At 43.9% G+C, this 25,836-nt stretch carries 22 protein-coding genes; 20 read left to right on the top strand and 2 right to left on the bottom strand.

Annotation, left to right across the window (positions count from 1 at the left end):
- Positions 1–10 precede the first annotated feature (10 nt).
- From ABS301_RS00975 to ABS301_RS00960, 4 genes are all read left to right on the top strand, one after another.
- On the top strand, positions 11–787 hold the full coding sequence (locus ABS301_RS00975) for a tetratricopeptide repeat protein (protein ID WP_349670411.1): 777 nt from the start codon (positions 11–13) through the stop codon (positions 785–787).
- Positions 788–799: 12 nt separating this feature from the next.
- On the top strand, positions 800–2,071 hold the full coding sequence (gene hflX / locus ABS301_RS00970) for a GTPase HflX (RefSeq protein ID WP_349670410.1): 1,272 nt from the start codon (positions 800–802) through the stop codon (positions 2,069–2,071).
- A 129-nt stretch (positions 2,072–2,200) separates the two neighbouring features.
- Positions 2,201–4,567 carry a ribonucleoside triphosphate reductase gene (locus ABS301_RS00965; RefSeq protein ID WP_349670409.1) on the top strand — a complete coding sequence of 789 codons (2,367 nt, stop codon included), beginning with the start codon at positions 2,201–2,203 and terminating at the stop codon, positions 4,565–4,567.
- An 80-nt stretch (positions 4,568–4,647) separates the two neighbouring features.
- The gene (locus ABS301_RS00960) at positions 4,648–4,917 is read left to right on the top strand and encodes a hypothetical protein (protein ID WP_104438405.1); all 270 of its coding nucleotides are present in this window, start codon (positions 4,648–4,650) and stop codon (positions 4,915–4,917) included.
- Between the two features lie 79 nt (positions 4,918–4,996).
- Here ABS301_RS00960 and ABS301_RS00955 read toward each other — a convergent pair whose 3' ends face one another.
- Positions 4,997–5,425, bottom strand: a complete 429-nt coding sequence (locus tag ABS301_RS00955; RefSeq protein WP_277409786.1) for an RrF2 family transcriptional regulator — start codon at positions 5,423–5,425, stop codon at positions 4,997–4,999.
- A 180-nt stretch (positions 5,426–5,605) separates the two neighbouring features.
- Between ABS301_RS00955 and ABS301_RS00950 the strand changes: the two genes are divergently transcribed.
- The 16 genes from ABS301_RS00950 to ABS301_RS00875 all read left to right on the top strand — a co-directional run bounded on the left by ABS301_RS00950 (position 5,606) and on the right by ABS301_RS00875 (position 25,572).
- A complete protein-coding gene (locus ABS301_RS00950) occupies positions 5,606–6,973 on the top strand; it encodes an MATE family efflux transporter (RefSeq protein WP_502877927.1) in 1,368 nt (455 codons plus the stop codon).
- A complete protein-coding gene (locus tag ABS301_RS00945; RefSeq protein WP_349670407.1) occupies positions 6,970–8,880 on the top strand; it encodes an NAD(+) synthase in 1,911 nt (636 codons plus the stop codon). The genes ABS301_RS00950 and ABS301_RS00945 overlap by 4 nt, the downstream gene beginning before the upstream one ends.
- Positions 8,881–8,893: 13 nt before the next feature.
- Positions 8,894–9,673, top strand: coding sequence for a TrmH family RNA methyltransferase (locus tag ABS301_RS00940; protein WP_349670406.1), 780 nt, complete (start codon positions 8,894–8,896; stop codon positions 9,671–9,673).
- Between the two features lie 129 nt (positions 9,674–9,802).
- Positions 9,803–10,243, top strand: coding sequence for an NfeD family protein (locus tag ABS301_RS00935; RefSeq protein ID WP_349667390.1), 441 nt, complete (start codon positions 9,803–9,805; stop codon positions 10,241–10,243).
- 1 nt (position 10,244) lies between these two features.
- Positions 10,245–11,174: an SPFH domain-containing protein gene (locus ABS301_RS00930; RefSeq protein ID WP_349670405.1), complete on the top strand. Its 930-nt coding sequence runs from the start codon at positions 10,245–10,247 to the stop codon at positions 11,172–11,174.
- Positions 11,175–11,247: 73 nt separating this feature from the next.
- Positions 11,248–12,402, top strand: coding sequence for a patatin-like phospholipase family protein (locus ABS301_RS00925; RefSeq protein WP_349670404.1), 1,155 nt, complete (start codon positions 11,248–11,250; stop codon positions 12,400–12,402).
- An 89-nt stretch (positions 12,403–12,491) separates the two neighbouring features.
- Entirely contained in the window at positions 12,492–13,427 is a 936-nt protein-coding gene (argF, locus tag ABS301_RS00920; RefSeq protein WP_349670403.1) for an ornithine carbamoyltransferase, read from the top strand.
- Between the two features lie 2 nt (positions 13,428–13,429).
- The gene (locus ABS301_RS00915) at positions 13,430–13,738 is read left to right on the top strand and encodes a DUF6637 family protein (protein WP_349670402.1); all 309 of its coding nucleotides are present in this window, start codon (positions 13,430–13,432) and stop codon (positions 13,736–13,738) included.
- 4 nt (positions 13,739–13,742) lie between these two features.
- Positions 13,743–14,720 (top strand): biotin--[acetyl-CoA-carboxylase] ligase, encoded by a 978-nt coding sequence (locus tag ABS301_RS00910; protein ID WP_349670401.1) that lies wholly within the window; start codon positions 13,743–13,745, stop codon positions 14,718–14,720.
- Positions 14,720–15,814, top strand: a complete 1,095-nt coding sequence (gene mutY, locus ABS301_RS00905) for an A/G-specific adenine glycosylase (protein ID WP_349670400.1) — start codon at positions 14,720–14,722, stop codon at positions 15,812–15,814. The genes ABS301_RS00910 and mutY overlap by 1 nt, the downstream gene beginning before the upstream one ends.
- 5 nt (positions 15,815–15,819) lie before the next feature.
- On the top strand, positions 15,820–16,716 hold the full coding sequence (locus tag ABS301_RS00900; protein WP_349670399.1) for a diacylglycerol/lipid kinase family protein: 897 nt from the start codon (positions 15,820–15,822) through the stop codon (positions 16,714–16,716).
- A gap of 111 nt (positions 16,717–16,827) precedes the next feature.
- Complete coding sequence (rpoD, locus tag ABS301_RS00895; RefSeq protein ID WP_349670398.1) at positions 16,828–17,970, top strand: RNA polymerase sigma factor RpoD; 1,143 nt, start codon at positions 16,828–16,830, stop codon at positions 17,968–17,970.
- Between the two features lie 74 nt (positions 17,971–18,044).
- Positions 18,045–18,680 carry an epoxyqueuosine reductase QueH gene (locus ABS301_RS00890; protein WP_349670397.1) on the top strand — a complete coding sequence of 212 codons (636 nt, stop codon included), beginning with the start codon at positions 18,045–18,047 and terminating at the stop codon, positions 18,678–18,680.
- 120 nt (positions 18,681–18,800) lie between these two features.
- Positions 18,801–19,067, top strand: a complete 267-nt coding sequence (locus tag ABS301_RS00885; protein WP_349670396.1) for an HPr family phosphocarrier protein — start codon at positions 18,801–18,803, stop codon at positions 19,065–19,067.
- Between the two features lie 445 nt (positions 19,068–19,512).
- Positions 19,513–24,072, top strand: coding sequence for a glutamate synthase large subunit (gene gltB / locus ABS301_RS00880; RefSeq protein WP_349670395.1), 4,560 nt, complete (start codon positions 19,513–19,515; stop codon positions 24,070–24,072).
- Between the two features lie 12 nt (positions 24,073–24,084).
- Positions 24,085–25,572 (top strand): glutamate synthase subunit beta, encoded by a 1,488-nt coding sequence (locus ABS301_RS00875; protein WP_349670394.1) that lies wholly within the window; start codon positions 24,085–24,087, stop codon positions 25,570–25,572.
- 69 nt (positions 25,573–25,641) lie between these two features.
- Here ABS301_RS00875 and ABS301_RS00870 read toward each other — a convergent pair whose 3' ends face one another.
- On the bottom strand, positions 25,642–25,827 hold the full coding sequence (locus ABS301_RS00870) for a hypothetical protein (protein ID WP_349670393.1): 186 nt from the start codon (positions 25,825–25,827) through the stop codon (positions 25,642–25,644).
- Positions 25,828–25,836 lie beyond the last annotated feature (9 nt).

The raw sequence follows: 25,836 nt of genomic DNA, 5'->3' as shown, positions 1-25,836 counted from the left end.
AGATATTAAAATGAAAAGAAAAACCGGATATGGAACACTTTTAATTGTTCTGACCCTGATTCTTACCATGTCAGCGGGCTGCGGCAAAAAAGAGAATCGGTACACTTACCGGGATGATGGAATTAAGGCGCTGGGTGAAGGAAATTACAAAGACGCCATACAGTCATTTGACCAGGCAATTGATACGAAAAAGGGCCTGGTAGGAAAATTTGATATGGATGTATTAAAATACAGGGCGGAAGCGGAGTATTTATCCGGTGATTATGAGGCAGCTGTAGGAAGCTATGACATCCTGATCAAGGTAGATGGAGAAAAACCGGAGTATTATAATATGCGGAGTGCCTCAAAAGCTGGTTCAGGAGATGATGACGGAGCCATAGCTGATTATAACCGAAGCAATGAACTTGATCCGGATGGCAAAGCTCCGGGAAGAATGAATGCTCTTATGGCAGCTGGTGCAGCCATGGAAAAAGCAGGATCAGCATCGGACGCCATGACGCTTTATGAAAGTGCAGCAGCTGGAGGAGAGGCGGGACCCATGATCTACAACCGAATGGGATTATGCAGGATGGCACAAAAAGACTGGGATGGAGCCCTGGAATCCTTCCAGAAAGGACTGTCGGCACCTGAAGCGAATAGCGTACCGGAGCTGTTATTTAACATTGCCGTGGTTTATGAACGAAAGGGAGAGTTTAAGAAAGCACTGGATACCATGGAACAGTATGTTTCAGCACATGGACCGGATGAGGAAGCACAACGGGAAATTACATTTTTGGAATCTAGATAGTTTGGAGAGGGAATGACAGAACTGATCGAGTTAAAAGAGATAGAAGAAAAGGTTATTCTAATAGCAGTAAGTACGGGAGATGGCACAGATGTGAGTGCCTCCTTAGATGAGCTGGAAGAGCTGGTTAAAACAGCAGGGGCTGTTACTGTGGATAAGATCATTCAGAACCGGGAGAGGATTCATCCAGGAACTTATCTTGGAAAAGGTAAGATTGATGAGATCCGGGAGAGAGTCTTCGAGCTTGGAGCAACGGGAGTGGTGTGTGACGATGAACTTTCCCCTGCCCAGATGCGCAATTTAGAGGATGCCCTGCAGATTAAGGTGATGGATCGGACTATGGTGATTCTTGATATATTTGCAGCAAGAGCAACCACAAGAGAAGGTAAGATACAGGTGGAACTTGCCCAGTTAAAGTACCGTTCTGCAAGGTTGGTGGGACTAAGAAGTTCCTTATCAAGGCTGGGTGGAGGAATTGGTACCAGAGGACCTGGTGAGAAGAAGCTTGAGATAGACCGAAGACTGATTCATGACCGGATCAGTGTCTTAAAGACTGATTTAGAAGATGTAAAGCGTCACAGAGAGGTGGCCAGACAGCAGAGAGATAAAAATCATATGTCTGTGGCTGCGATTGTGGGATATACCAATGCAGGAAAATCCACATTGTTAAACCGCCTGACTGATGCCGGGATCTTAGCGGAGGACAAGCTGTTTGCCACGCTGGATCCAACCACAAGGAGTTTAAGCCTGCCAGGCGGTCAGCAGATTTTGTTGACCGATACGGTAGGATTTATAAGAAAACTGCCTCATCATCTGATTGAAGCGTTTAAAAGTACTCTGGAAGAAGCCAAATACAGTGATATTATTCTTCATGTGGTGGACTGTTCCAACCCTCAGATGGAGATCCAGATGCATGTGGTTTATGAGACGTTACGGGAGTTAGGGGTTACAGAAAAGGTGATGGTTACCGTATTTAATAAGATCGATGCTGCCCAGCCTGATACCACGCTGAAAGATTTCTCTTCGGATTTTCAGGTGCGGATTTCCGCGCGTACAGGGGAAGGGATCGATGAACTGGAAAATCTTCTGGAGACCATTCTTAGAAGCAGAAGGATTTATCTGGAAAAAGTCTATTCTTATAAGGATGCAGGAAAGATTCAGCAGATCCGTAAATACGGTCAGCTGTTAAAAGAAGAATACTTAGAAGAAGGAATACTGGTCAACGCTTACGTGCCCGCTGAATTATTTGCAGGTCTGGCAGAAAACCGGGAATTTATTGACGAATGACAAAAACACAATATCTAGATTTTTGGACAAAAACAAAATCTAGATATTGTGTTTTCTTTTTTGTTCTGCTATAATACACCTGTATGCTAAAAAAGTCATAGCGGTTTTTGTGAAAGGAGAAAAGTTTTAATGATCCAGGTAGTGAAAAGAGATGGGGAAGAAGCTGAATTTAGTTTGGGGAAGATCACGGAAGCCATTAAAAAAGCGTTTAAGGCAACCGGAAAGGAGTACAATAACGAAATTTTAGAGCTTCTGTCTCTGCGTGTGACGGCAGATTTTCAGGAGAAAATGAACGAAGGTATGATTACAGTGGAACAGATCCAGGACAGTGTGGAACATGTACTGGAACATGCAGGATATACAGATGTGGCAAAAGCCTACATATTATATAGAAAACAACGGGAAAAGATACGGAATATGAAGAACACCATTCTGGATTATAAAGATGTGGTGAACAGCTATGTAAAAGTTGAGGACTGGCGTGTAAAAGAGAACTCAACCGTTACTTACTCTGTAGGAGGACTGATCCTAAGCAACTCCGGTGCAGTGACGGCTAATTACTGGCTGTCAGAGATCTATGATCATGAGATAGCAGAAGCCCACAGGAATGCAGACATTCATATCCATGATTTATCCATGTTAACCGGTTACTGTGCAGGCTGGTCGTTAAAACAGCTGCTTTTAGAGGGTTTAGGAGGGATTTCCGGAAAAATCACTTCGTCTCCTGCAAAGCATTTATCCGTACTCTGCAACCAGATGGTTAACTTTCTTGGCATTATGCAGAATGAATGGGCAGGTGCTCAGGCATTTTCTTCCTTTGATACCTATCTGGCTCCCTTTGTAAAGAGTGACCAGTTATCCTATCCCGAAGTAAAAAAGTGCATTGAGTCCTTTATTTATGGTGTGAATACCCCAAGCCGCTGGGGCACCCAGGCACCATTTTCCAATATCACTCTGGACTGGACCGTTCCTTCTGATATGGCTGAACTAAATGCCATTGTGGGCGGAAAAGAGATGGCTTTTAAATATAAAGACTGTAAAAAAGAGATGGATATGGTGAACAAGGCATTTATAGAAACCATGATTGAGGGGGATGCCAACGGAAGAGGTTTTCAATATCCGATTCCCACTTATTCCATCACCAGAGATTTTGACTGGAGTGACACAGAGAACAACCGCTTTTTGTTTGAGATGACCTCCAAATACGGGACACCTTATTTTTCCAATTACATCAACAGCGATATGGAGCCAAGCGATGTAAGAAGCATGTGCTGCCGTCTCAGACTGGATCTAAGAGAATTAAGAAGAAAGACCGGAGGTTTCTTTGGATCAGGAGAGAGTACAGGCTCTGTTGGCGTAGTTACCATTAACATGCCAAGGATCGCTTATCTGGCAAAAGATGAAGCAGATTTTTATAAACGCTTAAACCGCATGATGGACGTGTCGGCAAGATCCTTAAAGACCAAGAGGGAAGTGATTACAAAGCTTTTGGATCAGGGACTCTATCCTTATACCAGACGCTATCTGGGAAGCTTTGAGAACCATTTTTCCACCATCGGGCTCATTGGTATGAATGAGGTTGGTTTAAATGCAAAATGGCTGGGAAAAGATTTAACAGATACAAAGACACAGCAGTTTACAAAAACCGTTTTAAATTATATGCGGGAACGGCTGTCTGATTATCAGGAACTGTATGGAGACCTTTATAATCTGGAAGCGACTCCGGCGGAATCTACCACCTATCGTCTTGCCAAGCACGACAGGAAGTACTATCCGGACATTATGACAGCCGGACATGAGGGAGATACCCCTTACTACACCAACAGCTCTCATCTGCCGGTGGATTACACAGCCGACATTTTTGACGCGCTGGATATTCAGGATGAGCTTCAGACGCTTTATACTTCAGGAACTGTATTTCATGCATTCCTGGGTGAAAAGCTTCCTGACTGGGCAGCGGCTGCAAAGCTGGTTAAAACCATTGCAGATCATTATAAGCTGCCATATTACACCCTGTCTCCTACCTATTCAATCTGCGCAGATCATGGGTATCTGGCAGGAGAGCATCATGTCTGCCCGGTCTGTGGAAGGAAAGCAGAAGTTTACAGCCGTATTACCGGATATTACCGTCCGGTACAAAACTGGAATGAGGGAAAGACCCAGGAGTATAAAAACCGTACTACCTATAACATTACCGGTTCTGTTTTGAAAAATGCCACTCAGGAGCAGAAGTCTGAAAAAGGATTGGATAAGAAACCGGAGATGCCTGCAGGCGCATATTTATTCACTACGAAAACCTGTCCCAACTGCAAGCTGGCAAAACAGTTCCTTCAGAATGTGAATTATGAAACAGTAGATGCAGAAGAGAATGCAGAACTGGCTCATAAGCTGGGGATTATGCAAGCCCCCACACTTGTGATCGTTAAGGAAGGCCTGATTCAGAAGATCACCAACGCTTCTGATATCCGTAAATTTGCAGAGAGCATCCCTTGTTGATAAATAGTAGTCAGTCAAAAGATTCTGTGTTATAATAATACAGAATCTTTTGGCGTTTCAGACAGAAAGGGGTATCGCAGATGGAATATGAGAATACGTGGGTCCTGTATGGCGATGGGGGAGCAGCAGCCAGAAAAAGCATTGAAGCAGAACATCACTATATCAGCCTGCAGATGCAGACGCATGGAGACGGTGTTTATATACTGGTAATAGAGGCTGGAATAGAAGCGGTATCCGTAGAACTTAAGTCAGGAACACTAAAAGAAGCTTTACGGGAAGCCGATGAATTTGCAAGAGATTATTTTCGTGACAAGGCCCGTTTATTTGAAGAAATTGCAGACCGGATCTGACGATAAATTAAAATCCGTTGAATTGCAGAGCTAAGATGCTTCTGTAATCCAACGGATTTTGTTGTTGATCACGGACTTGTCAGTCTTCTATTCCTTCCAGCCGCTTCTGCTCTGTGACGAGGTCGGCAAGTGTGATACTGTCCACCACATCAGAGATAGCCTTGTCCAGTTTCTTCCAGACCATCATGCTGGCACACGTATCAGCTTTGCTGCAGGAATTAATCTCTTCTTCCATACAGGATACTGGTACCAGACTGCCCTCCGCAATCCGCAGGATCATGCCTACAGTGTATTCGGAAGGGTCTTTTGCAAGATAATAGCCTCCCTGGGCGCCCCGGCGGCTTTTTACATATCCGGCACGGCTTAAAATGGTAACAATCTGCTCTAAGTACTTGTCAGATATGTCCTGCCGCTCTGCGACATGGTTGATCTTCGTGCATTCACCGGGACGAAGTGCAAACTCAATCATCATGCGGAGCGCATAACGTCCCTTGGTAGAAAATTTCATCACTGTAAATCCCCCCCCTGATTATTCTTATCTGTTTAGTAGGATATTAAAATATTTTACACGATTGGGATGAAAAAGTAAACCTTAAATTATCCGGCTTCCAAATTGTCGAAAAAGGATGTATACTAATACTCATTGGGAGATTGGAAAAAAGTAGGAGGATTATTTGTGAGTAAAAAAATGCATGCAAATCAGGTGATCATGACAGAAGGCGTAATCTGGAAACAGCTTCTTGCTTTTTCCCTGCCGCTCCTGGTTGGAAATCTGTTTCAGCAGCTCTATAATACGGTGGACTCAGTCGTAGTGGGCAACTTTATCGGCAGTGATGCGCTGGCAGCCGTGGGATCCAGCAATTCACTGATTAATTTAATTATCGGTATGTTTATGGGAATCGGCACCGGAGCAGGAGTTATTATATCCCAGTATTATGGTGCAGAGGAAAAGCAAAAACTGCATTGGGCCGTACATACCACCATGGCATTAAGCATGATAGGGGGCTTTTTACTGATTGCACTTGGAGTGCTTTTATCCCCGCTTATTCTTGTTTTAATGGGAACACCGGAATCGGTTATGCCGGGCGCTGTAGCATATCTGCGGATCTTTTTCTGCGGGTCTTTGTTTAATCTGGTATATAATATGGGGTCAGGTGTACTGAGGGCTGTGGGAGACTCAAAGAGGCCTTTGATTTTTCTATGCATTTCCTCTGTCATTAATATTGTTCTGGATCTTTTGTTTGTGGTGGTTTTTCAGATGGGAACTGCAGGCGTTGGTTATGCAACTGTGGCTGCACAGGGAGTATCTGCTCTTCTTACAGTCAGAGCACTGGTACGGACTGATGACAGTTACCGGCTGGAACTGGGTAAAATAAAAATTGACCGGCGCATGATGGCGAGAGTTTTGAAAATAGGAATTCCAAGCGGCATACAGCAGTCAATTATATCCCTTTCCAACGTAATCGTTCAGGCCAATGTCAACAGCTTCGGCGCTGCTGCCATGGCGGGTTTTGGATCCTATAGTAAGATTGACGGATTTGCCATGCTGCCGCTTCAAAGTTTTTGCATGGCAGCGACCACATTTACCGGACAGAACATCGGTGCCAAAAAGTCCAGGCGTGTGAAGCAGGGTGTGTTTCAGGGGCTTGTAATCAGTATGATTTATACCATTTTTATTTCCATTATTCTTTATCTGAATGCGGAGCGTATTTTAAGAGTATTTTCACCGGATCGGGATGTAATCGCATACGGTTATTCCTCCATGCTGATTCTGCTTCCGTTTTACTGGACCATGGCAATACACCAGATCTTAATGGGCAGCATTCGGGGAAGCGGAAGAACGATGGTGACCATGCTGATCGGAGTGGGAAACATGTGTATCCTCCGAATGATATATATTAATTTGCTGGTACCATTTTTCCCCAGTTTTGAAGCGGTGATGTGGTGTTATCCTATAACATGGCTTACTACCATGGGAATGGACTGTATCTATTCATGGAAGGCAAAATGGATACCAAAAGGGAAAGAAGAACAGATAGGAGAAAAAAGTCAATGAAACATGGATATATCAGAGTTGCAGCAGCGACTCCAGATGTGAAAGTTGCAGATCCCCAGTTTAACAGAGAAAATATTGTAAGGCTTATCCGGGAGGGAATTGAGAGAAATACAAAAATCATGGTATTTCCTGAACTTTGTCTTACTGCCTATACCTGCGCGGATCTCTTCGGACAGGACGCTCTGCTTACAAAAGCAAAAGAAGAGTTAAAGGTGATTGTGAAAGAAACCGAGGGCAGCGACTTACTTGCTTTTATCGGACTGCCATGGGAAAGAGACGGAAAACTTTACAATACGGCTGCTGCAGTACAAAATGGCAGAATACTTGGACTCATACCAAAGACAAATCTTCCTAATTATTCTGAGTTCTATGAACTGCGGTATTTTGAACCAGGAAATAAAAAGCCCGTTATGATTACCTGGGAGGGATATGAAATCCCCATGGGAACGGATCTGCTTTTTGCCTGTAAAGAAATTCCCGGCCTTGTAATCGGAACAGAAATCTGCGAAGATGCGTGGGTCCCAAATCCGCCTTCCATCCGCCATGCAGTTGCAGGAGCCACCGTGATTGTAAACTGCTCTGCAAGTGATGAAACCACTGGAAAAGATCTTTACCGGAGAAGTCTGATCACCGGACATTCTGCCAGTCTGGTCTGCGGTTATATCTATGCCAATGCAGGAGAAGGAGAATCCACCCAGGATCTGGTATTCGGGGGACAGAATTTAATTGCTGAGAACGGTCTTTTACTTGCAGAATCAAAACGTTTTGGCAATGAAACCATTTATGCAGATATGGATCTGGAACGGCTCATTCATGAGCGGAGGCGTATGACCACGTTTCCGGCACCTGACAGGGAGAACTATCAGGTGATTCCGTTTACCATGGAACAGGTGGAACTGGATTTAAAAAGAAGGATTGATCCAAGGCCATTCGTTCCCGATGGAGAAGCAGAACGGAACCGAAGATGTGAAGAGATTCTGTCGATACAGGCCATGGGCTTAAAAAAGAGACTGGCGCATACAGGCTGCAAGGATGTGGTAATTGGTATATCCGGTGGTCTTGACTCCACTCTTGCTCTTTTAGTGACTGTCCGGGCTTTTGATATGCTTGAATTGCCCAGAAACCGCATTCATGCAATCACCATGCCCTGCTTTGGAACCACAGACCGGACGTATCAGAATGCCTGCATACTGACGGAAAAGCTGGAGGCAGAATTAACAGAGGTCAATATCAGGGAAGCGGTGTCCATTCATTTCCGTGATATCGGACACGATCCGGGTCAGCACGATGTTACCTATGAAAACTCCCAGGCCAGGGAGCGAACCCAGATCCTGATGGATCTGGCCAACCGGCTTGGAGGGCTTGTTATTGGTACTGGGGACATGTCGGAACTGGCACTTGGCTGGGCCACTTATAACGGCGACCATATGTCCATGTACGGAGTCAATGCATCGGTTCCAAAGACTCTGGTACGCCATCTGGTCCGTTACTATGCCGATACCTGTGAGGAAGGAGCGTTAAAGAAAGTGCTGATGGATGTACTTGATACGCCTGTAAGTCCGGAGCTGCTGCCTCCAAAGGATGGAGAAATCGCCCAGAAAACAGAAGACCTTGTAGGACCATACGAGCTTCATGATTTTTACCTCTATCAGATTTTAAGATTCGGCACCCGGCCTTCAAAGGTTTACCGATTGGCCCTTGCTGCCTTTGATCAGCAATACGAACCGGATGTCATTTTAAAATGGCTGAAGGTATTTTACAAACGATTTTTCAGCCAGCAGTTTAAGCGCTCCTGTATGCCAGATGGCCCGAAGGTGGGTTCTGTGGCAGTTTCACCAAGAGGGGATCTGCGTATGCCAAGTGATGCAGTCAGCCGCCTGTGGCTTTTAGAACTGGATAATTTATAAAGAGAGGTACCATATGATAACAAGCAGTGCCAATGGGAAAGTGAAACAGGTGATGAACCTGATAAAGAAGGCCAAAGCCAGAAATGAAAGCGGATTATTTGTGGCAGAGGGGCTTCGCATATTTAAGGAGATCCCCCGTGAACAGATTGACAGCATCTTTGTCTCGGAAAGCTTTCTAAAGGAGGAAGAGAGAAAACATCTGATCGGTGGAATGAAGTATGAAGTGCTTACCGATGATGTCTTCCAGGTGATGTCAGATACAAAGACGCCCCAGGGGATTTTAGCTCTTGTAAAACAGCATGCTTATACCCCGGAGGATCTTACCCGTGTCCCCGGACCTGCTTTTTTAATGATACTTGAAAATATACAGGATCCGGGAAATTTAGGGACGATTATAAGGGCAGGAGAAGGAGCGGGAATCACCGGAGTGCTTATGAACAGCACCACTGCGGATATCTATAATCCTAAAGTGATAAGATCCACCATGGGCTCTGTTTTCAGAGTTCCGTTTGCCTATACAGATGATTTGGCTGATTCCATTCTTCAGTTAAAGAAGAAAGGGATTAAGCTGTATGCAGCACACTTAAATGGCAGGAATAATTATGAAAAAGAAGATTATACTGTTGATACAGGGTTTTTAATTGGTAATGAAGCCAATGGTCTTACTGAAGACACTGCAAAGCTTGCAGATACTTACATCAAGATTCCAATGATGGGAAGTGTGGAATCTTTAAATGCGGCAGTGGCGTCATCTGTTCTGATGTTTGAAACCGCAAGACAGCGCAGAAGTTAGGTATTTGAAATAAAACAGGCTTTTTACTGCGGGAATGTTGAGAAATGCCTGAACATATAGTATGATAGTGTCAACGGATAGATTTGCCGTGGTGCTTTGCCTAACATGGCAGGGAAGGGGAATGAGATAATGGCAGCGATCTATTGGCTTATAGGTTTTGTAGTGCTCCTTGGAATTGAAGCAGCAACCATGGCACTTACCACCATCTGGTTTGCAGGCGGGGCACTGGTTGCATTTGTGCTTGCATTATTTGGTGTTAATACGCAGGTACAGCTTGCAGTGTTTGTAATTGTATCTTTTATTCTTTTGTTTTTTACCAGACCCTTTGCCTTAAAATATGTAAACCGGAATACAGTGAAGACCAATGTAGAAAGTCTGATTGGGAAATATGCCCGGGTTACGGCAGAGATCAATAACCTGGAAGGTAGAGGTGCTGCAGTTTTAAACGGGCAGGAATGGACTGCAAGAGCATTGGAAGATGACAACATTTATCCGGTGGGAGCCATGGTGGAAGTAAAGGATATCAGAGGAGTCAAGCTGATTGTAAGCAAGAAACAGGAGGAAATGTAAGATGGGAGCAATTGGATTTTCAGCAGTTATTATAATTTTGGTTATTATTCTGGCAGTATTGTCATCCTGTATCAGAATTGTTCCCCAGGCCCAGGCGCTTGTTGTGGAACGACTTGGAGCATACCTTGATGCTTGGACGGTAGGTGTGCACATCAAGATGCCTTTTATTGACCGGGTGGCAAAGAGAGTGAATTTAAAGGAACAGGTAGCGGATTTCCCGCCTCAGCCGGTTATTACCAAGGATAACGTTACCATGAGGATTGACACAGTCTTGTTCTTTCAGATCACAGATGCAAAGCTTTATGCTTATGGTGTGGAAAACCCACTTATGGCAATTGAGAATTTAACAGCAACATCTCTTCGTAATATCATCGGTGATTTAGAGCTTGACCAGACGCTTACTTCCAGAGAGACCATTAATGCGAAGATGAGAGAAACTCTGGATATCGCGACAGATCCTTGGGGAATCAAGGTAAACCGTGTAGAGTTGAAAAATATTATGCCACCGGCAGCTATTCAGGATGCCATGGAAAAGCAGATGAAGGCGGAACGTGAACGACGGGAATCAATCTTAAGGGCAGAAGGAGAAAAGACGTCAACAATTCTTGTAGCAGAAGGTAAAAAAGAATCCGTGATTCTTGATGCTCAAGCTGAAAAACAGGCTGCAATCCTTCGGGCAGAAGCTGAAAAGGAAAAGAGAATCCGTGAGGCAGAGGGTGAGGCAGAAGCAACATTAAAGATTCAGCAGGCGAATGCGGATGGGATCCGTATGTTAAAGGAGGCTGGAGCGGACCAGGCGGTTCTTGTTATAAAAAGCCTGGAAGCATTTAAGGCTGCAGCTGACGGTAAGGCAACTAAAATCATCATACCGTCTGAGATTCAGGGATTGGCAGGACTTGTTTCCTCTATTACGGAGATACCCAAAGAATGAGTTAACCGCAGCAGATGTCTTATGACTTCTTGCTGCGGTTTTTGCAGACGAAGACGGAAATTTGGAGGTCTTTATGGAGCTTAAACTTGATTTGAACCGGGAATACGGGCTTGTTTTAGAAGGCGGAGGCGCCAAAGGTGCTTACCAGATCGGGGCGTGGAAGGCACTTCGGGAAGCGGAAGTAAACATAAAAGGGATTGCAGGTGCGTCGGTTGGATCTTTAAACGGTGCCTTAATCTGCATGGATGATTTGGACCGGGCAGAGGAGATCTGGAAGAACATCGATTACTCTCAGGTAATGTCGGTCAGCAACGAAACGATGGAAGCTCTGAAAAAGAAGGATTTTAAATCTCTGAATTTACAGGAATTAATAACCAAAGGTTTCCAGCTTGTGAAAGACGGCGGATTTGACATTACTCCCCTGAAGGATCTGATTGCCAATGTAGTAGGGGATGAAGCCAGAATTGTTGATTCTGACAGAGAACTTTATTCTGTCACTTATTCCGTTTCCGACCGGAAAGAGCTGGTGGTTGATTTAAGAAAGGGGGAAATGGGCACAGTTAAGGATATGCTATTGGCAAGTGCTTATTTTCTCGCTTTCAAAAATGAAAAGCTTGGTGGAAAACGGTATATGGATGGAGGTGGATTTAACAATGTCCCCTTAGATGTGCTGATTGATCATGGTTATGAGGACATTATTGTAATCCGGATTTATGGCTGGGGGGCTGATAAGGAACGGGTGGTGAAGATACCCGACGGAACCAAAGTCTACCATATCGCTCCAAGACAGGATCTTGGCGGAATACTGGAATTTGATAAGAAACAGGCCAGAAAGAATTTGACACTGGGCTATTACGACGCCAAGCGGTTCTTATATGACCTTGCCGGTCGGATCTATTATATTGACGCACCAAAGACAGAACCTTATTATTTTGATAAGATGATGTCAGAGATGGAACTTTTAAAACTGTATATGAAGGATATAATCGGTGAGGCTGGATTGGAGGCGCTCAGTGGATACCGGGTATTTACAGAGACGCTTTTTCCCAAGCTCGCTTTGGATTTTAAACTGAAAGAAGGCTGGGATTACAAGGATATGTATCTTGGACTTTTAGAAGACCTGGCAAAGCGGCTAAAAGTGAAACGTTTCCGGATCTATACCGTAGAAGAACTTCTTTATGAAATCCGAAAGAAGATCCATTCCCTGGAAGAAGGGGCTTCCTTTTAGTTAATTTGTATTTTTAAAAATATAGCTTGCATGATTATACATGATATACTATAATAATGTATAAAAATACAGTTAACGGAGGAAATCATATGAATCTGAAGGGAAGAAATTTTATTACATTAAAGGATTATACACCGGAAGAGATTCAGTACTTACTGGATCTGTCTGCAGATTTGAAGGCTAAGAAAAAGCAGGGAATGACTGGAGACTCCTTAAAGGGGAAGAATATTGCACTTATTTTTGAAAAACCATCCACCCGTACCAGGTGTGCATTTGTTGTAGCTGCCGTAGATGAAGGAGCTCATCCGGAATATCTGGGGAAAGATGATATACAGCTGGGTCATAAGGAAAGTGTGGAGGATACAGCCAGGGTTCTGGGCCGGATGTTTGACGGTATTGAATTCAGGGGCTTTAAACACAAAACAGTAGAAGCTTTGGCTGAATACGCAGGTGTTCCGGTTTGGAACGGTCTGACAGAGGATTATCATCCCACTCAGATCCTTGCAGATCTTCTGACCATCAGGGAACACTTTGGTTACTTAAAAGGACTGAAGTTTGTTTATGCAGGAGACGGACGTAATAATATGGCCAACAGCCTGATGATCGGTATGAGTAAGATGGGAGTTCATTTTACCATTCTTGCACCGGAATGCCTCTGGCCAAATAAGGAACTGGTGGAACTTTGCCAGGGATATGCAGATTTAAGCGGAAGCACCATTACCTTAACAGAAGACTGTGAAAAGGTAACGGATGCAGATGTTATTTACACCGATGTATGGTGCTCCATGGGAGAGGAAGAAAAGGCAGCAGAGCGTGTTGCACTCTTAAAACCATATCAGGTGAATCAGGAACTGATGAATAAAACAGGCAAAGATACTACTATATTTATGCATTGCCTGCCGGCGGTAAAAGGCAACGAAGTGACAGAGGATGTCTTTGAATCCGGCGTATCGGTAGTATTTGATGAAGCGGAAAACAGAATGCATACCATAAAGGCAGTGATGGTGGCGACGTTAGGAGAATAGAGATGTATTTACAGGAACGAGGAAAAAATTTGAGAAATGCTTCCATGATGGTAGATCTTGTACACATTGTGGTAGGAATCTTAATTGTGGTACTGGCGGTTATTTCTTTTTTGAATCCGGAAGACAATATGCTGATGTTCCCGGTCATATTCTTTCTGGCAGGAGCTTTGAATTTTATAAACGGGATTTACAGAATCAGGCTCAGCGGCAGGGAAAAAAGGAAAAAAGCAGCTGGCGTCGCCTCGGTCATTGCAGGGTGTCTGCTGTTTGCCCTTGCAGTGATCAGTGCAGTAAGCATCTGGTGGGGGTGATCATTTGAAAACCGAGATTTTAAAACTTTTAAAGGAAAGTGATGAATATATCTCAGGTCAGGAAATATGCCAGCGCTTTCATGTTTCCAGGACGGCTGTATGGAAGGTAATCCGTCAGCTTCAGGAAGAAGGATATCAAATTGAAGCAGTACGAAATAAAGGATACCATTTACTCGAATCCTGTGATATAATGACGAAAACGGAGATAGAAAGCTGCATCAGAGGACAATTCGGCCGGATTGTGGATTTTCATGATTCCATTGACTCTACCAATCTAAGAGCCAGGCGTCTGGCAGAGGAAGGTGCAGGGAGCGAGACTCTTGTGGTTGCTGATGCCCAGGAAGCGGGGAGAGGCAGAAGAGGCAGGAAGTGGGTATCTCCTTCGGGTAAGAATATATTTATGAGTCTGATCTTAAGACCCGATATTCTTCCTGCAAAAGCTTCCATGCTGACTCTTGTGGCTGCATTGGCTGTTCGTGGCGGTATTGAGTCCGTAACCGGACTTTCTCCGGTCATCAAGTGGCCCAACGACATCGTTTCAAACGGGAAAAAGCTCTGTGGTATCTTAACTGAGATGAGTGCGGAGCTGGAAGGCATCCATTACGTGGTAGTTGGAATCGGAATCAATGTTAACCTGGAAGAGTTTCCCCAGGAAGTTCGTGACACAGCAACCTCTCTGTTTCTTGAAACGGGGGGGAAAGTGGTCAGAAGTCAGCTGATTGCAGCAGTTTTAGAAGCATTTGAGCATTATTATGAAGAATTTATCAGCCAGGGTGATTTATCCCGGCTGATAAGTGTCTATAATAAGAATATGGTCAATGCAGGAAAGGAAGTAAGAATTCTGGAACCATCAGGTGAATACAAAGGGAGAGCTTTGGGTATTAATGAAAAAGGAGAACTTCTTGTTGAGATGCCGGATGGAGAGGTCAGACATGTGATTTCAGGTGAGGTGTCTGTCCGGGGAATTTATGGATATGTATAATGAATCACTCCCTCTATGACAAATTACAGGTTTTAGAGCCGGCTGGTCAGGCTATAGACAAGGAAGAACGTCTGAGTGCAGCCGCCCGTCCCCTGTTAAGCTGGTACCATCAGAACAGAAGAATTCTTCCATGGCGGGAAAATCCAGAACCATATCGTGTCTGGATTTCGGAGATCATGCTTCAACAGACGAGAGTGGAAGCGGTGAAACCGTATTTCCACCGTTTTATGGAAGCTTTGCCCGGAGTGGAAGCGCTGGGTGAAGTGTCAGAAGACCGTCTTTTAAAGCTTTGGGAGGGATTGGGCTATTACAGCAGGGCAAGGAATTTAAAAAAAGCGGCTGAGCTTCTTGTAGAGAAGTACGGAGGAAAGCTTCCGTCATCCTATGAGGAGCTTAAAGCACTTCCGGGGATCGGTTCCTACACAGCCGGAGCCATCGCCTCCATCGCCTTTCAAATTCCAGTTCCTGCCGTAGACGGCAATGTACTTCGAGTCATATCAAGGCTGACCGGGAGTATGGAGGATATTACAAAGCAGTCTGTAAAAAAGGACATGGAAGAGCTGATAAAAGGCGTTATGCCCAAAGAAGACCCAGGAGCCTATAATCAGGCGCTTATTGAGGTTGGAGCCATTGTGTGTGTGCCAAATGGCGCTCCCCTTTGTGGAAGTTGTCCTCTTTTTTCCTTATGCGTAGCCAGGCAGAAGGACCTTACTGGAGTCATACCTGTAAAAGCTCCTAAAAAGGAACGAAGAACAGAGCATAGAACCATTCTTATCCTGACAAAGGACGAGTACGTGGCGATCCGCAAAAGAGATGACACAGGACTTCTGGCTTCATTATATGAGCTGCCGGGACTTGATGGATGGATTCCCCAGGAACAGATAAAGGAAACACTTGGCGTGAAAGAGGCAAAGATTACGCCTCTTCCTGAGGCGAAGCATATTTTCAGCCATGTGGAATGGCACATGACTGGTTATCGGGTGGAACTGACTGAAGTACCAAAAGGTGACTATCTGTGGGTCACTCCCGAAGAAATAAAAAAAACTTATTCCCTGCCTGGGGCATTCAAGGCGTATACAAAGTTGATTAGGTGATAATAATGAAGAAGATGCTTTTTATATTTAATCCGCGTTCCGGAAAGGGTCAGATCAGAAATAAGCTGGTGGATATTCTGGATATTTTTACGAAAGCCGGTTATGAACTGACCGTTCATGTAACGCAGCGTCAGGGAGATGCCAGGGAAGCAGCTTACCGCTATGGAAAAAATAAAGATCTGGTGATATGCAGCGGTGGAGACGGAACTTTAAACGAGACCATCAGTGGCCTTATGAAGCTTCCTCAATATCCGGAACTTGGTTATATTCCTGCAGGTTCCACCAATGATTTTGCCTCCAGTTTAAAGATTTCCAAAGATATGCTGAAAGCGGCGGATGCTGCTGTATCCGGACAATCCTGTCCCATTGATATCGGTGGCTTTTGTGAAGATCAGTATTTTATTTACATCGCTGCGTTCGGAGCCTTTACAGAGGTTTCCTATCTGACTCCCCAGGATAAGAAAAATGTTCTGGGTCATCAGGCTTATATGATTGAAGGAATGAAGAGTCTGACCTCCATTAAATCCTACTCCATGCGGGTTGAATGTGATGAGCTTACGCTGGAAGGAGAATTCATTTTTGGTATGATTACCAATACCATCAGTGTGGGCGGCTTTAAAGGTCTTGTCACTCAGGATGTGGCTCTTGACGATGGTGAATTTGAAGTCCTTTTAATACGGTCACCTAAAACTGCTCTTGATTTTACCAATATCATTAATTATATGTTTTTAAAAGAAGAACCCAACGAATACGTCCATAAATTTCGGACACGGTCCTTGAAACTCATCTCCGATGAACCGATAGACTGGGTACTTGACGGAGAATTCGGGGGTGCGAAAAGAGAGGTCTCGATCACAAACTTGGAAAAGAAAATCCATATTATGAGAAAACAGACGAAATAACAATAAAACTGCTTGTTTCGGAAGAAATATGTTGAAATATGGGGTCTGGTAGTATATAATGAAAAGTTGTGTGGGCTTTATGTATACTTCTTAGCGAAAGGACGTTATTAAGTGGAAAAAGATAATTTTTTAGATAAGCTGGGTAAACTAGTCGAACTTGCAAAAACAAAGCATAATGCTTTGGACGTTACAGAGATTAATAACTTCTTTATAGGAGAAGAACTGACTGCAGAGCAGATGGATCAGATTTATACGTACCTGGAGAATCGCGGCGTTGACGTGATCCCGGTCATGGATGATTCCACTTTAACTGATGATGTGCTCATGTCAGATGACTTGCTCCTTGATGATGATCTTGACGACGGTTTTGTTAAAGATGTTGATGAAGAGGATATTGATTTAGACGCCATTGATTTATTGGAAGGCATCGGCACAGAAGACCCTGTCCGCATGTATTTAAAAGAAATCGGCACAGTACCGCTCTTAAACGCAGAGGAAGAACTTCGTCTTGCTAAGAGAAAAGCGGATGGTGACGGTGATGCCAAGGAACGTCTGATTGAGGCCAATCTGCGCCTTGTTGTCAGCATTGCAAAACGTTACACAGGCCGTGGTATGAGTTTCCTTGATCTGGTACAGGAGGGGAATTTAGGTCTGATTAAAGGTGTTGAAAAATTTGATTATACCAAAGGCTACAAATTAAGTACATATGCTACTTGGTGGATTCGTCAGTCTGTAACCCGTGCTTTGGCAGACCAGGCAAGAACAATCCGGGTTCCTGTGCATATGGTAGAGACGATTAATAAGATGTCCAAGATGCAGAGAAAATTAACCCTGGAACTAGGATATGAGCCTTCTGTTGCAGAACTTGCAGAAGCGCTTGACATGTCTGAGGACAAGGTTATGGAGATCATGCAGATTGCCAGAGAGCCGGCATCCTTAGAGACTCCCATTGGTGAGGAAGATGATTCTAATTTAGGCGATTTTGTGGCTGATAATAATGTGGTAACACCGGAAGGCAACGTTGAGTCTGTTATGTTAAGAGAACATATCGACGCGCTTTTAGGTGATTTGAAGGAAAGAGAACGTCAGGTAATTGTATTGAGGTTCGGTTTGGAAGACGGACATCCGCGCACATTGGAAGAAGTGGGAAAAGAATTTAATGTTACCCGCGAACGCATCAGGCAGATTGAGGCGAAAGCACTTAGAAAGCTGAGAAACCCGGTTCGCAGCAAGCGAATCAGAGATTTCTTATAAGACAAATAAAAGGCGCGGCTGGTATTGATCTGCGCCTTTTTGTCATTTCTGAAGACGGCAGGGAGGAAGACATCATGAACCCAAGAAATTATCAGAAGGAATTGGATCAGATTATTGAAGAAATAAAAGTACAGAATAAAGTTCCCAGACTTTTGATACATAGCTGTTGCGCTCCATGCAGCAGTTATGTACTGGAGTATTTGTCCCAATATTTTGAAATTACTGTTTATTTTTACAATCCCAATATATATCCTCCACTGGAATATATAAGACGTGTGGAGGAACAGGACCGGCTGATTCAGGAGATGAATTTTGTTCATCCGGTTACCTTACAGACCGGCGCGTATGAACCTCAGGAGTTTTACCGGATTGTGGAAGGTCTTGAGAAAGAACCTGAAGGCGGATTACGGTGCTTTCGCTGTTATGAGCTCCGTCTTCAGGAGGCAGCCAAGATCGCCCAGGCGGGCAGATATGATTATTTTACAACTACCTTGTCCATCAGCCCCCTTAAAAACGCAGATAAGCTGAATGAAATAGGTGAAAAGCTGGGGAGAGAATACCGGGTGGCTTATCTTCCTTCTGATTTTAAAAAGAAAAACGGGTATAAACGCTCTGTGGAACTGTCAAAGGAGCATGATCTTTACAGACAGGACTACTGTGGCTGTGTATATTCACAAAGAGAGAGACAGACAAAAGAGTCTTCCTGCTGACTGTGACCTTACTTTGGAAATATCTGAAAGACATGTTGTGTTTGGCTTGACACAAAATGGATATTGTAATAAAATTAACAGCGTGGAGTATAAAAATTTGAGGATAAAGGAGTGAATTATATGTTATCAAAATCACTGACTGTTGTAAATCCATCCGGACTTCATTTAAGACCGGCAGGCGTTCTGTCTCAGACAGCTATGAAATTTAAATCTGATATAATTATTGAATACGGAGAGAAGAGGATTGTTGCCAAGAGCGTATTAAACGTAATGGCAGCCGGAATCAAATGCGGCGCTATGATCAATGTGATCTGCGACGGCGAGGACGAAGAAACGGCAATGAAAACCATGACCGAAGCAATTGAGAGCGGTCTTGGCGAGATGTAATCCGTATCTGTTTATCGTATAAAATTCAACAGTGAAAGGCCCTGGATCGATGCTGATTCCGGGTCTTTTTTTATTTACAGCAATTGATATATCGTTTCTATGATTCCTGGAACTGTTATAAAAATAAAGGAAATTAAGGTAAATTCCAATTGAATGCTTAATGAAAAAAACATGCACTTAATAATAATAAGTTAAGACTTAAATAAATTAGAAATTTATACCACTGGTGAAAAAAACCACGCAAATTGTACTATAACGATAAAATATTTTTGCATATAGTTTAAAAATACAGATAATTTATTTTTTAATAGATTATATTCAAATTATCTGACAATATCAAAATAAAACACATTTACAAAGTGCGAAAAATGTAGTATTATCAACTAAAATTACTGTTACACTTTAGCACCTCAAAGCAGAGGAGCAGTCAGGAAAGGAAGAGATTATGGATAAGAGTTTACAATCCCCTAATAAAACAGGAACTCCGGGACTATATGATCCCCGCTTCGAGCATGATAACTGCGGTATCGGTGCAGTGGCAAATATGAAAGGGATAAAGACCCATAAGACAGTGGAGCAAGCTCTTCATATCGTGGAAAATTTAGAACACAGGGCAGGAAAAGATGCAGATGGCAAGACTGGTGACGGTGTTGGTATTATGCTTCAGATCTCTCACAAGTTCTTTAAGAAAGTGACCAAACCATTAAACATCGGGATTGGTGAAGAGAGAGAATACGGTGTGGGCATGTTTTTCTTCCCCCAGGATGAGCTTGCCAGAAACCAGGCAAAGAAGATGTTTGAAATTATTGTACAGAAGGAAGGTCTTGAATTTCTGGGCTGGAGAGATGTACCCATTCATCCGGAACTGATTGGTGCCAAAGCAGTGGAACGTATGCCTTATATCGCTCAGGCTTTTATTAAAAAGCCTGCTGACGTAAAAAAAGGCCTGGATTTTGACCGGAAACTTTATGTATCCAGACGAATTTTTGAACAGAGCAATGATAATACCTATGTGGTTTCTTTAAGCAGCAGGACAATTGTATATAAAGGAATGTTTCTAGTAAAGGAATTAAGACAGTTCTTTACAGATCTTCAGGATAAAGATTATGAATCAGCGATTGCAGTGGTTCATTCCCGTTTCAGTACCAATACTAATCCAAGCTGGATGAGAGCTCATCCAAACCGTCTCATCGTACATAACGGCGAGATCAACACCATTCGCGGGAATGTGGATAAGATGATGGCCAGGGAAGAAAACATGGAATCTGAGTATTTCAGCAGTGATATGCATAAAGTTCTTCCTATTATTAATCAGGAAGGCTCTGACTCTGCCATGCTAGACAATGCCCTGGAGTTTATGATGATGAGCGGCATGGATTTACCTCTGGCAGTGATGGTAACCATTCCTGCACCGTGGGAGCATGATAAATCCATGCCTCATGAGATCCGTGACTTCTATCGTTACTATGCAACCATGATGGAACCATGGGATGGTCCGGCTTCCATTGTATTCAGTGACGGTGATTTGGTAGGAGCTGTGTTAGACCGGAATGGTCTCAGGCCTTCCAGATATTATATAACCGATGATGATCATATGATTCTGGCATCTGAGGTAGGCGCAATTGACATCGAGCAGAGCCATGTGGTGAAAAAGGAACGCCTTCGCCCGGGAAAGATGCTTTTGATCGATACGGTAAAAGGATGCCTGATTACCGATGAAGAATTAAAAGAAACTTATGCCCAGAGAAAGCCTTACGGTGAATGGCTGGATTCCAACTTAATTGAATTAAAGGATCTCCCTATCCCCAATAAAGGCGTTCCTGCCATGACCAGGACGGACCGTGCAAAAATGCAGAAAACCTATGGTTATACGTACGAAGAATATAAAACCATGATTCTGCCTATGGCCTTAAACGGAGCGGAAGCAGTTTCAGCCATGGGTGCAGACAGTCCGCTTGCTGTATTAAGCAAGAAGCATCAGCCGCTCTTTAATTACTTTAAGCAGCTGTTTGCCCAGGTAACCAATCCGCCTATTGACTCCATTCGTGAGGAGATCGTAACTTCCACTACGGTTTATGTGGGGGAAGAGGGCAATATTTTAAAAGAAGAAGCGGATAACTGCAAGATCTTAAAAGTGAATAATCCCATTCTTACCTGTACGGATTTACTGAAGATCAAACACATGAAGAGACCGGGATTTAAGGTAGAAGTGATTCCCATTACCTATTATAAGAACACCTCACTGGAAAAAGCCATTGACAGGCTGTTTTTAGAGGCAGACAGAGCTCATCGGGATGGCGCTAATATTATAATTTTATCAGACCGTGATATTGATGAAAACCACGTGCCCATTCCCTCTTTACTGGCAGTCTCTGCACTTCAGCAGCATCTGGTAAAAACCAAGAAAAGAACCTCGGTTGCCCTTATATTAGAAAGCGGAGAGCCCAGGGAAGTTCATCATTTTGCAACACTCTTAGGATATGGAGCCTGTGCAATCAATCCGTATCTGGCTCAGGAATCCATTCATAATTTAATTGAAAATGGCATGCTTGATAAGGATTATTATGCAGCAGTAGAGGATTATAACTCTGCCGTATTACATGGCATTGTAAAGATTGCCTCTAAAATGGGTATCTCCACCGTGCAGTCCTATCAGGGAGCACAGATATTTGAAGCCATTGGTATTTCAAAGAAAGTGGTAGATACGTATTTTACCGATACAGTAAGCCGTGTGGAAGGAATTAACTTAGAGGATATTGCCAATGACGTGGATACACTTCACTCCGCAGCATTTGATCCCCTTGGTCTTGATGTGGACTTAACCTTAGACAGCGTGGGAAGCCATAAAGAAAGAGCGGGACAGGAAGAGCATCTTTACAATCCACGTACCATTCATCTGCTTCAGCAGGCTACCAGAACAGGCAGTTATGAGACATTTAAGGAGTACACACACGCGTTAACGGAAGAAGGTCAGATGGTCAATTTAAGAAGTCTCTTAGACTTCGATTACGCAAAGACCAAAGAAATTCCGGTTGAAGAAGTGGAAAGTGTGGAATCCATTGTAAAACGTTTTAAGACAGGTGCCATGTCCTATGGCTCCATTTCACAGGAAGCTCACGAGGCTCTCGCCATTGCCATGAACCGGATTCACGGAAAATCAAACAGCGGAGAGGGCGGCGAAAGTCTGGAGCGTCTGACAACAGGGCCAGATGGAGTAAACCGTTGTTCTGCAATTAAACAGGTTGCTTCCGGACGTTTTGGCGTGACTTCCAGATACCTAGTCAGTGCAAAAGAAATTCAGATTAAAATGGCACAGGGTGCAAAGCCAGGAGAGGGCGGCCAGCTCCCAGGACAGAAGGTATATCCCTGGGTGGCCAAAACAAGACATTCCACAACAGGAGTGGGATTAATCTCTCCGCCGCCGCATCATGATATTTATTCCATTGAGGATCTTGCCCAGCTGATTTACGATTTGAAAAATTCCAATACCAGTGCCAGAATTTCCGTTAAGCTGGTTTCCGAAGCAGGAGTGGGAACAGTAGCTGCCGGTGTTGCCAAGGCAGGTGCCCAGGTTATTTTAATTTCCTCATTTGACGGAGGAACCGGTGCAGCACCCAGAAACTCCATCTATAATGCAGGACTTCCATGGGAACTTGGCGTGGCAGAGGCTCATCAGACTCTGATTATGAACGGGCTTCGTGATAAGGTAATTCTGGAAACAGACGGAAAACTGATGACTGGACGGGATGTGGCAATTGCCTGTATGCTTGGAGCCGAGGAATTCGGCTTTGCAACAGCACCTCTTGTAACGCTGGGATGCGTTATGATGAGAGTCTGCAACCTAGATACCTGTCCGGTTGGAGTAGCCACTCAAAATCCGGAACTTCGCAAGCGCTTTAAGGGAAAACCGGAATACGTTGTTAATTTCATGTTCTTTATTGCAAAAGAGCTTCGGGAATATATGGCAAAGCTTGGAGTCCGCACAGTGGATGAGTTGGTTGGAAGAACTGATCTCTTAAAGAAAAAAGATCAGATTTCCAATGAAAGAGCGAAGAAAGTAGATTTCTCTGCAATTTTAGGCAATCCATATGTAGACGGAAAAGTAGCAGGCTACGACAAAAAGCTGGTTTATGACTTCGAGCTGGATAAAACCATTGACGAGAAGATTATTTTAAAGAAATTAAGGCAGGCGCTCGCTGCCGGTCAGAAGAAGGGACTTCAGATTGATGTATCCAATACCGACCGTGCACTGGGTACCATATTCGGGTCAGAGATTACCAGACTGTATCCGGAAGGTCTGGCAGAGGATACCTTTACCATTAACTGTACAGGAAGCGGCGGTCAGAGTTTTGGCGCATTTATTCCAAGAGGTCTGACTCTGGAACTGATCGGTGACAGCAACGATTACTTTGGCAAGGGACTTTCCGGCGGAAAGCTGGTGGTTTATCCTCCTCAGGGAATTAAGTTTAAACCGGAAGAGAATATTGTCATCGGTAATGTGGCTCTGTATGGCGCAACCAGCGGAAAAGCCTTTATCTGCGGCGTGGCAGGAGAACGGTTCTGTGTTAGAAACTCCGGCGCAACCGCAGTGGTAGAAGGTGTTGGTGACCACGGATGTGAATACATGACAGGTGGCCGCGTGGTGGTGCTTGGATCAACCGGCAAGAATTTTGCAGCAGGTATGAGCGGCGGAATCGCTTACGTATTAGATGAAAAGAGGGATTTATACAAACGCCTCAATAAGGAAATGGTTTCTTTTGAAGAAGTTACCAACAAATACGATGTTTTGGAATTAAAGGATATGATCAAGGAACATGTGGCTTATACCAACTCCGCAAAGGGCAAGGAAATCCTCGACAACTTTGGAGAATATCTGCCTAAATTCAAGAAAATCATGCCTCATGACTACAGACGCATGATGAATACCATTGTTCAGATGGAAGAAAAGGGTTTAAGCAGCGAGCAGGCACAGATTGAAGCATTTTATGCCAATACAAAGAAGTAAGGAGGAGCGAAAATGGGTAAGCCAACAGGATTTTTAGAATATAAAAGAGAAACAGGAAGAACGGTAGATCCCAAGACCCGTTTGAAAAATTATAACGAGTTCCATCTGCCCCTTTCTGAAAAAGAACAAAAATGCCAGGGTGCGCGGTGCATGGACTGCGGAGTACCATTTTGCCAGTCAGGAGTTATTTTAAATGGAATGGTTTCTGGCTGTCCCTTAAACAATTTAATACCGGAATGGAATGATCTTGTCTATTCCGGTACCTGGCAGCAGGCATATAACCGTTTGAAAAAAACCAACAGCTTTCCGGAATTTACTGCACGGGTCTGCCCGGCGCCATGTGAAGCTGCATGTACCTGCGGATTAAACGGTGACCCGGTTGCTATTAAGGAAAATGAGTATGCCATTGTTGAACGTGCCTATGCTTCCGGAATTGCAGGACCAAGACCTCCTAAAATCCGCACTGGAAAGAAGGTTGCAGTAATTGGATCCGGTCCTGCCGGACTGGCAGCTGCGGACCAGTTAAATAAACGGGGACACAGCGTAACGGTCCTGGAACGGGAAGACCGTGCAGGCGGACTTCTGATGTATGGAATTCCCAATATGAAGCTGGAAAAGCATGTGATTGACCGGAAGGTTGAGATCATGAAAGCAGAGGGAATCGAGTTTCTTACCAATGCTGACGTTGGAAAGAATCAGAAGGCGAAAGACCTTTTAAAGGAGTATGACCGTATTATCCTTGCATGCGGAGCATCAAATCCCAGGGATTTAAACGCTCCTGGAAGAGATGCACAGGGAATCTATTTTGCAGTTGATTTCTTAAAATCCACAACAAAAAGTCTGTTAAACTCTGACCTGCAGGATAACCAGTATCTATCGGCAAAGGGAAAGCATGTGATTGTAATCGGCGGCGGAGATACGGGTAATGACTGTGTTGGTACGTCACTGCGCCATGGCTGTGCCTCTGTGACTCAGCTTGAAATGATGCCAAAGCTTCCTGAAACAAGGACAGAGGATAACTCCTGGCCGGAATGGCCAAAAGTGCTGAAAACTGATTACGGTCAGGAAGAGGCAATCTCTGTATTTGGCAAAGACCCAAGAGTATATCAGACGACTGTGAAGGAATTTATAAAAGATAAATCCGGCAAGCTGGTGAAAGCAGTTTTAATGAGCCTTGAGCCGAAAAAGGATGAGAAAACCGGACGGGTAAGCATGGAGCCGGTAGCAGGCAGTGAAAAGGAAGTTCCTGCTGATTTAGTACTGATAGCAGCCGGTTTTTTAGGAGCCCAGAATTATGTTGCAGATGCGTTCGGTGTGAAGTTAAACGGCAGAAGTAATGTTGAAACTGAAGCAGGCAGATACAAAACCAATGTGGATAAGGTTTTTGTGGCAGGAGATATGCACAGAGGCCAGTCCCTTGTGGTATGGGCAATCAGAGAAGGCCGTGAAGTAGCGAAAGAAGTAGATATCAGCCTTATGGGCTATACAAATCTGGTATAATAAGAAGGAAGAGAGGCTGTGTTTGTCTCTCTTCTTTTAATACAGTCTTCCTCTATTTTTTACGCCCGTTTATATAATAATATTTACTATCTTTTTATCATTATTTATGTAGCAATAATCTGTATGGTGTATTTTTTCTATGTCAAAATTATGGAATATGCTTAGAATGTCTTTAAGATCAGCGTAAAAATGTGGAACGTTATTTTCTGGACCCTCTTCCTTATTTAACATGGTACCCTCTTTTGATTCTACCATTTAAAGACC

It is taken from the genome of Lacrimispora sp., from assembly GCF_031982545.1.
GTDB lineage: Bacteria > Bacillota > Clostridia > Lachnospirales > Lachnospiraceae > Lacrimispora.
This window is presented reverse-complemented; position numbering and strand designations above follow the sequence as displayed.

Excerpts from the sequence above, each read along its gene's own strand:
- ABS301_RS00960 (WP_104438405.1), top strand. The coding sequence starts at position 4,648 with ATGGAATATGAGAATACGTGGGTCCTGTATGGCGATGGGGGAGCAGCA.
- ABS301_RS00935 (WP_349667390.1), top strand. The coding sequence starts at position 9,803 with ATGGCAGCGATCTATTGGCTTATAGGTTTTGTAGTGCTCCTTGGAATT.
- ABS301_RS00875 (WP_349670394.1), top strand. The coding sequence starts at position 24,085 with ATGGGTAAGCCAACAGGATTTTTAGAATATAAAAGAGAAACAGGAAGA.
- ABS301_RS00930 (WP_349670405.1), top strand. The coding sequence starts at position 10,245 with ATGGGAGCAATTGGATTTTCAGCAGTTATTATAATTTTGGTTATTATT.
- ABS301_RS00915 (WP_349670402.1), top strand. The coding sequence starts at position 13,430 with ATGTATTTACAGGAACGAGGAAAAAATTTGAGAAATGCTTCCATGATG.
- ABS301_RS00890 (WP_349670397.1), top strand. The coding sequence starts at position 18,045 with ATGAACCCAAGAAATTATCAGAAGGAATTGGATCAGATTATTGAAGAA.
- argF (WP_349670403.1), top strand. The coding sequence starts at position 12,492 with ATGAATCTGAAGGGAAGAAATTTTATTACATTAAAGGATTATACACCG.
- ABS301_RS00945 (WP_349670407.1), top strand. The coding sequence starts at position 6,970 with ATGAAACATGGATATATCAGAGTTGCAGCAGCGACTCCAGATGTGAAA.
- mutY (WP_349670400.1), top strand. The coding sequence starts at position 14,720 with ATGAATCACTCCCTCTATGACAAATTACAGGTTTTAGAGCCGGCTGGT.
- ABS301_RS00950 (WP_502877927.1), top strand. The coding sequence starts at position 5,606 with ATGCATGCAAATCAGGTGATCATGACAGAAGGCGTAATCTGGAAACAG.
- ABS301_RS00885 (WP_349670396.1), top strand. The coding sequence starts at position 18,801 with ATGTTATCAAAATCACTGACTGTTGTAAATCCATCCGGACTTCATTTA.
- gltB (WP_349670395.1), top strand. The coding sequence starts at position 19,513 with ATGGATAAGAGTTTACAATCCCCTAATAAAACAGGAACTCCGGGACTA.
- ABS301_RS00955 (WP_277409786.1), bottom strand. The coding sequence starts at position 5,425 with ATGAAATTTTCTACCAAGGGACGTTATGCGCTCCGCATGATGATTGAG.
- ABS301_RS00965 (WP_349670409.1), top strand. The coding sequence starts at position 2,201 with ATGATCCAGGTAGTGAAAAGAGATGGGGAAGAAGCTGAATTTAGTTTG.
- ABS301_RS00870 (WP_349670393.1), bottom strand. The coding sequence starts at position 25,827 with ATGGTAGAATCAAAAGAGGGTACCATGTTAAATAAGGAAGAGGGTCCA.
- hflX (WP_349670410.1), top strand. The coding sequence starts at position 800 with ATGACAGAACTGATCGAGTTAAAAGAGATAGAAGAAAAGGTTATTCTA.
- ABS301_RS00925 (WP_349670404.1), top strand. The coding sequence starts at position 11,248 with ATGGAGCTTAAACTTGATTTGAACCGGGAATACGGGCTTGTTTTAGAA.
- ABS301_RS00975 (WP_349670411.1), top strand. The coding sequence starts at position 11 with ATGAAAAGAAAAACCGGATATGGAACACTTTTAATTGTTCTGACCCTG.
- ABS301_RS00900 (WP_349670399.1), top strand. The coding sequence starts at position 15,820 with ATGAAGAAGATGCTTTTTATATTTAATCCGCGTTCCGGAAAGGGTCAG.
- ABS301_RS00940 (WP_349670406.1), top strand. The coding sequence starts at position 8,894 with ATGATAACAAGCAGTGCCAATGGGAAAGTGAAACAGGTGATGAACCTG.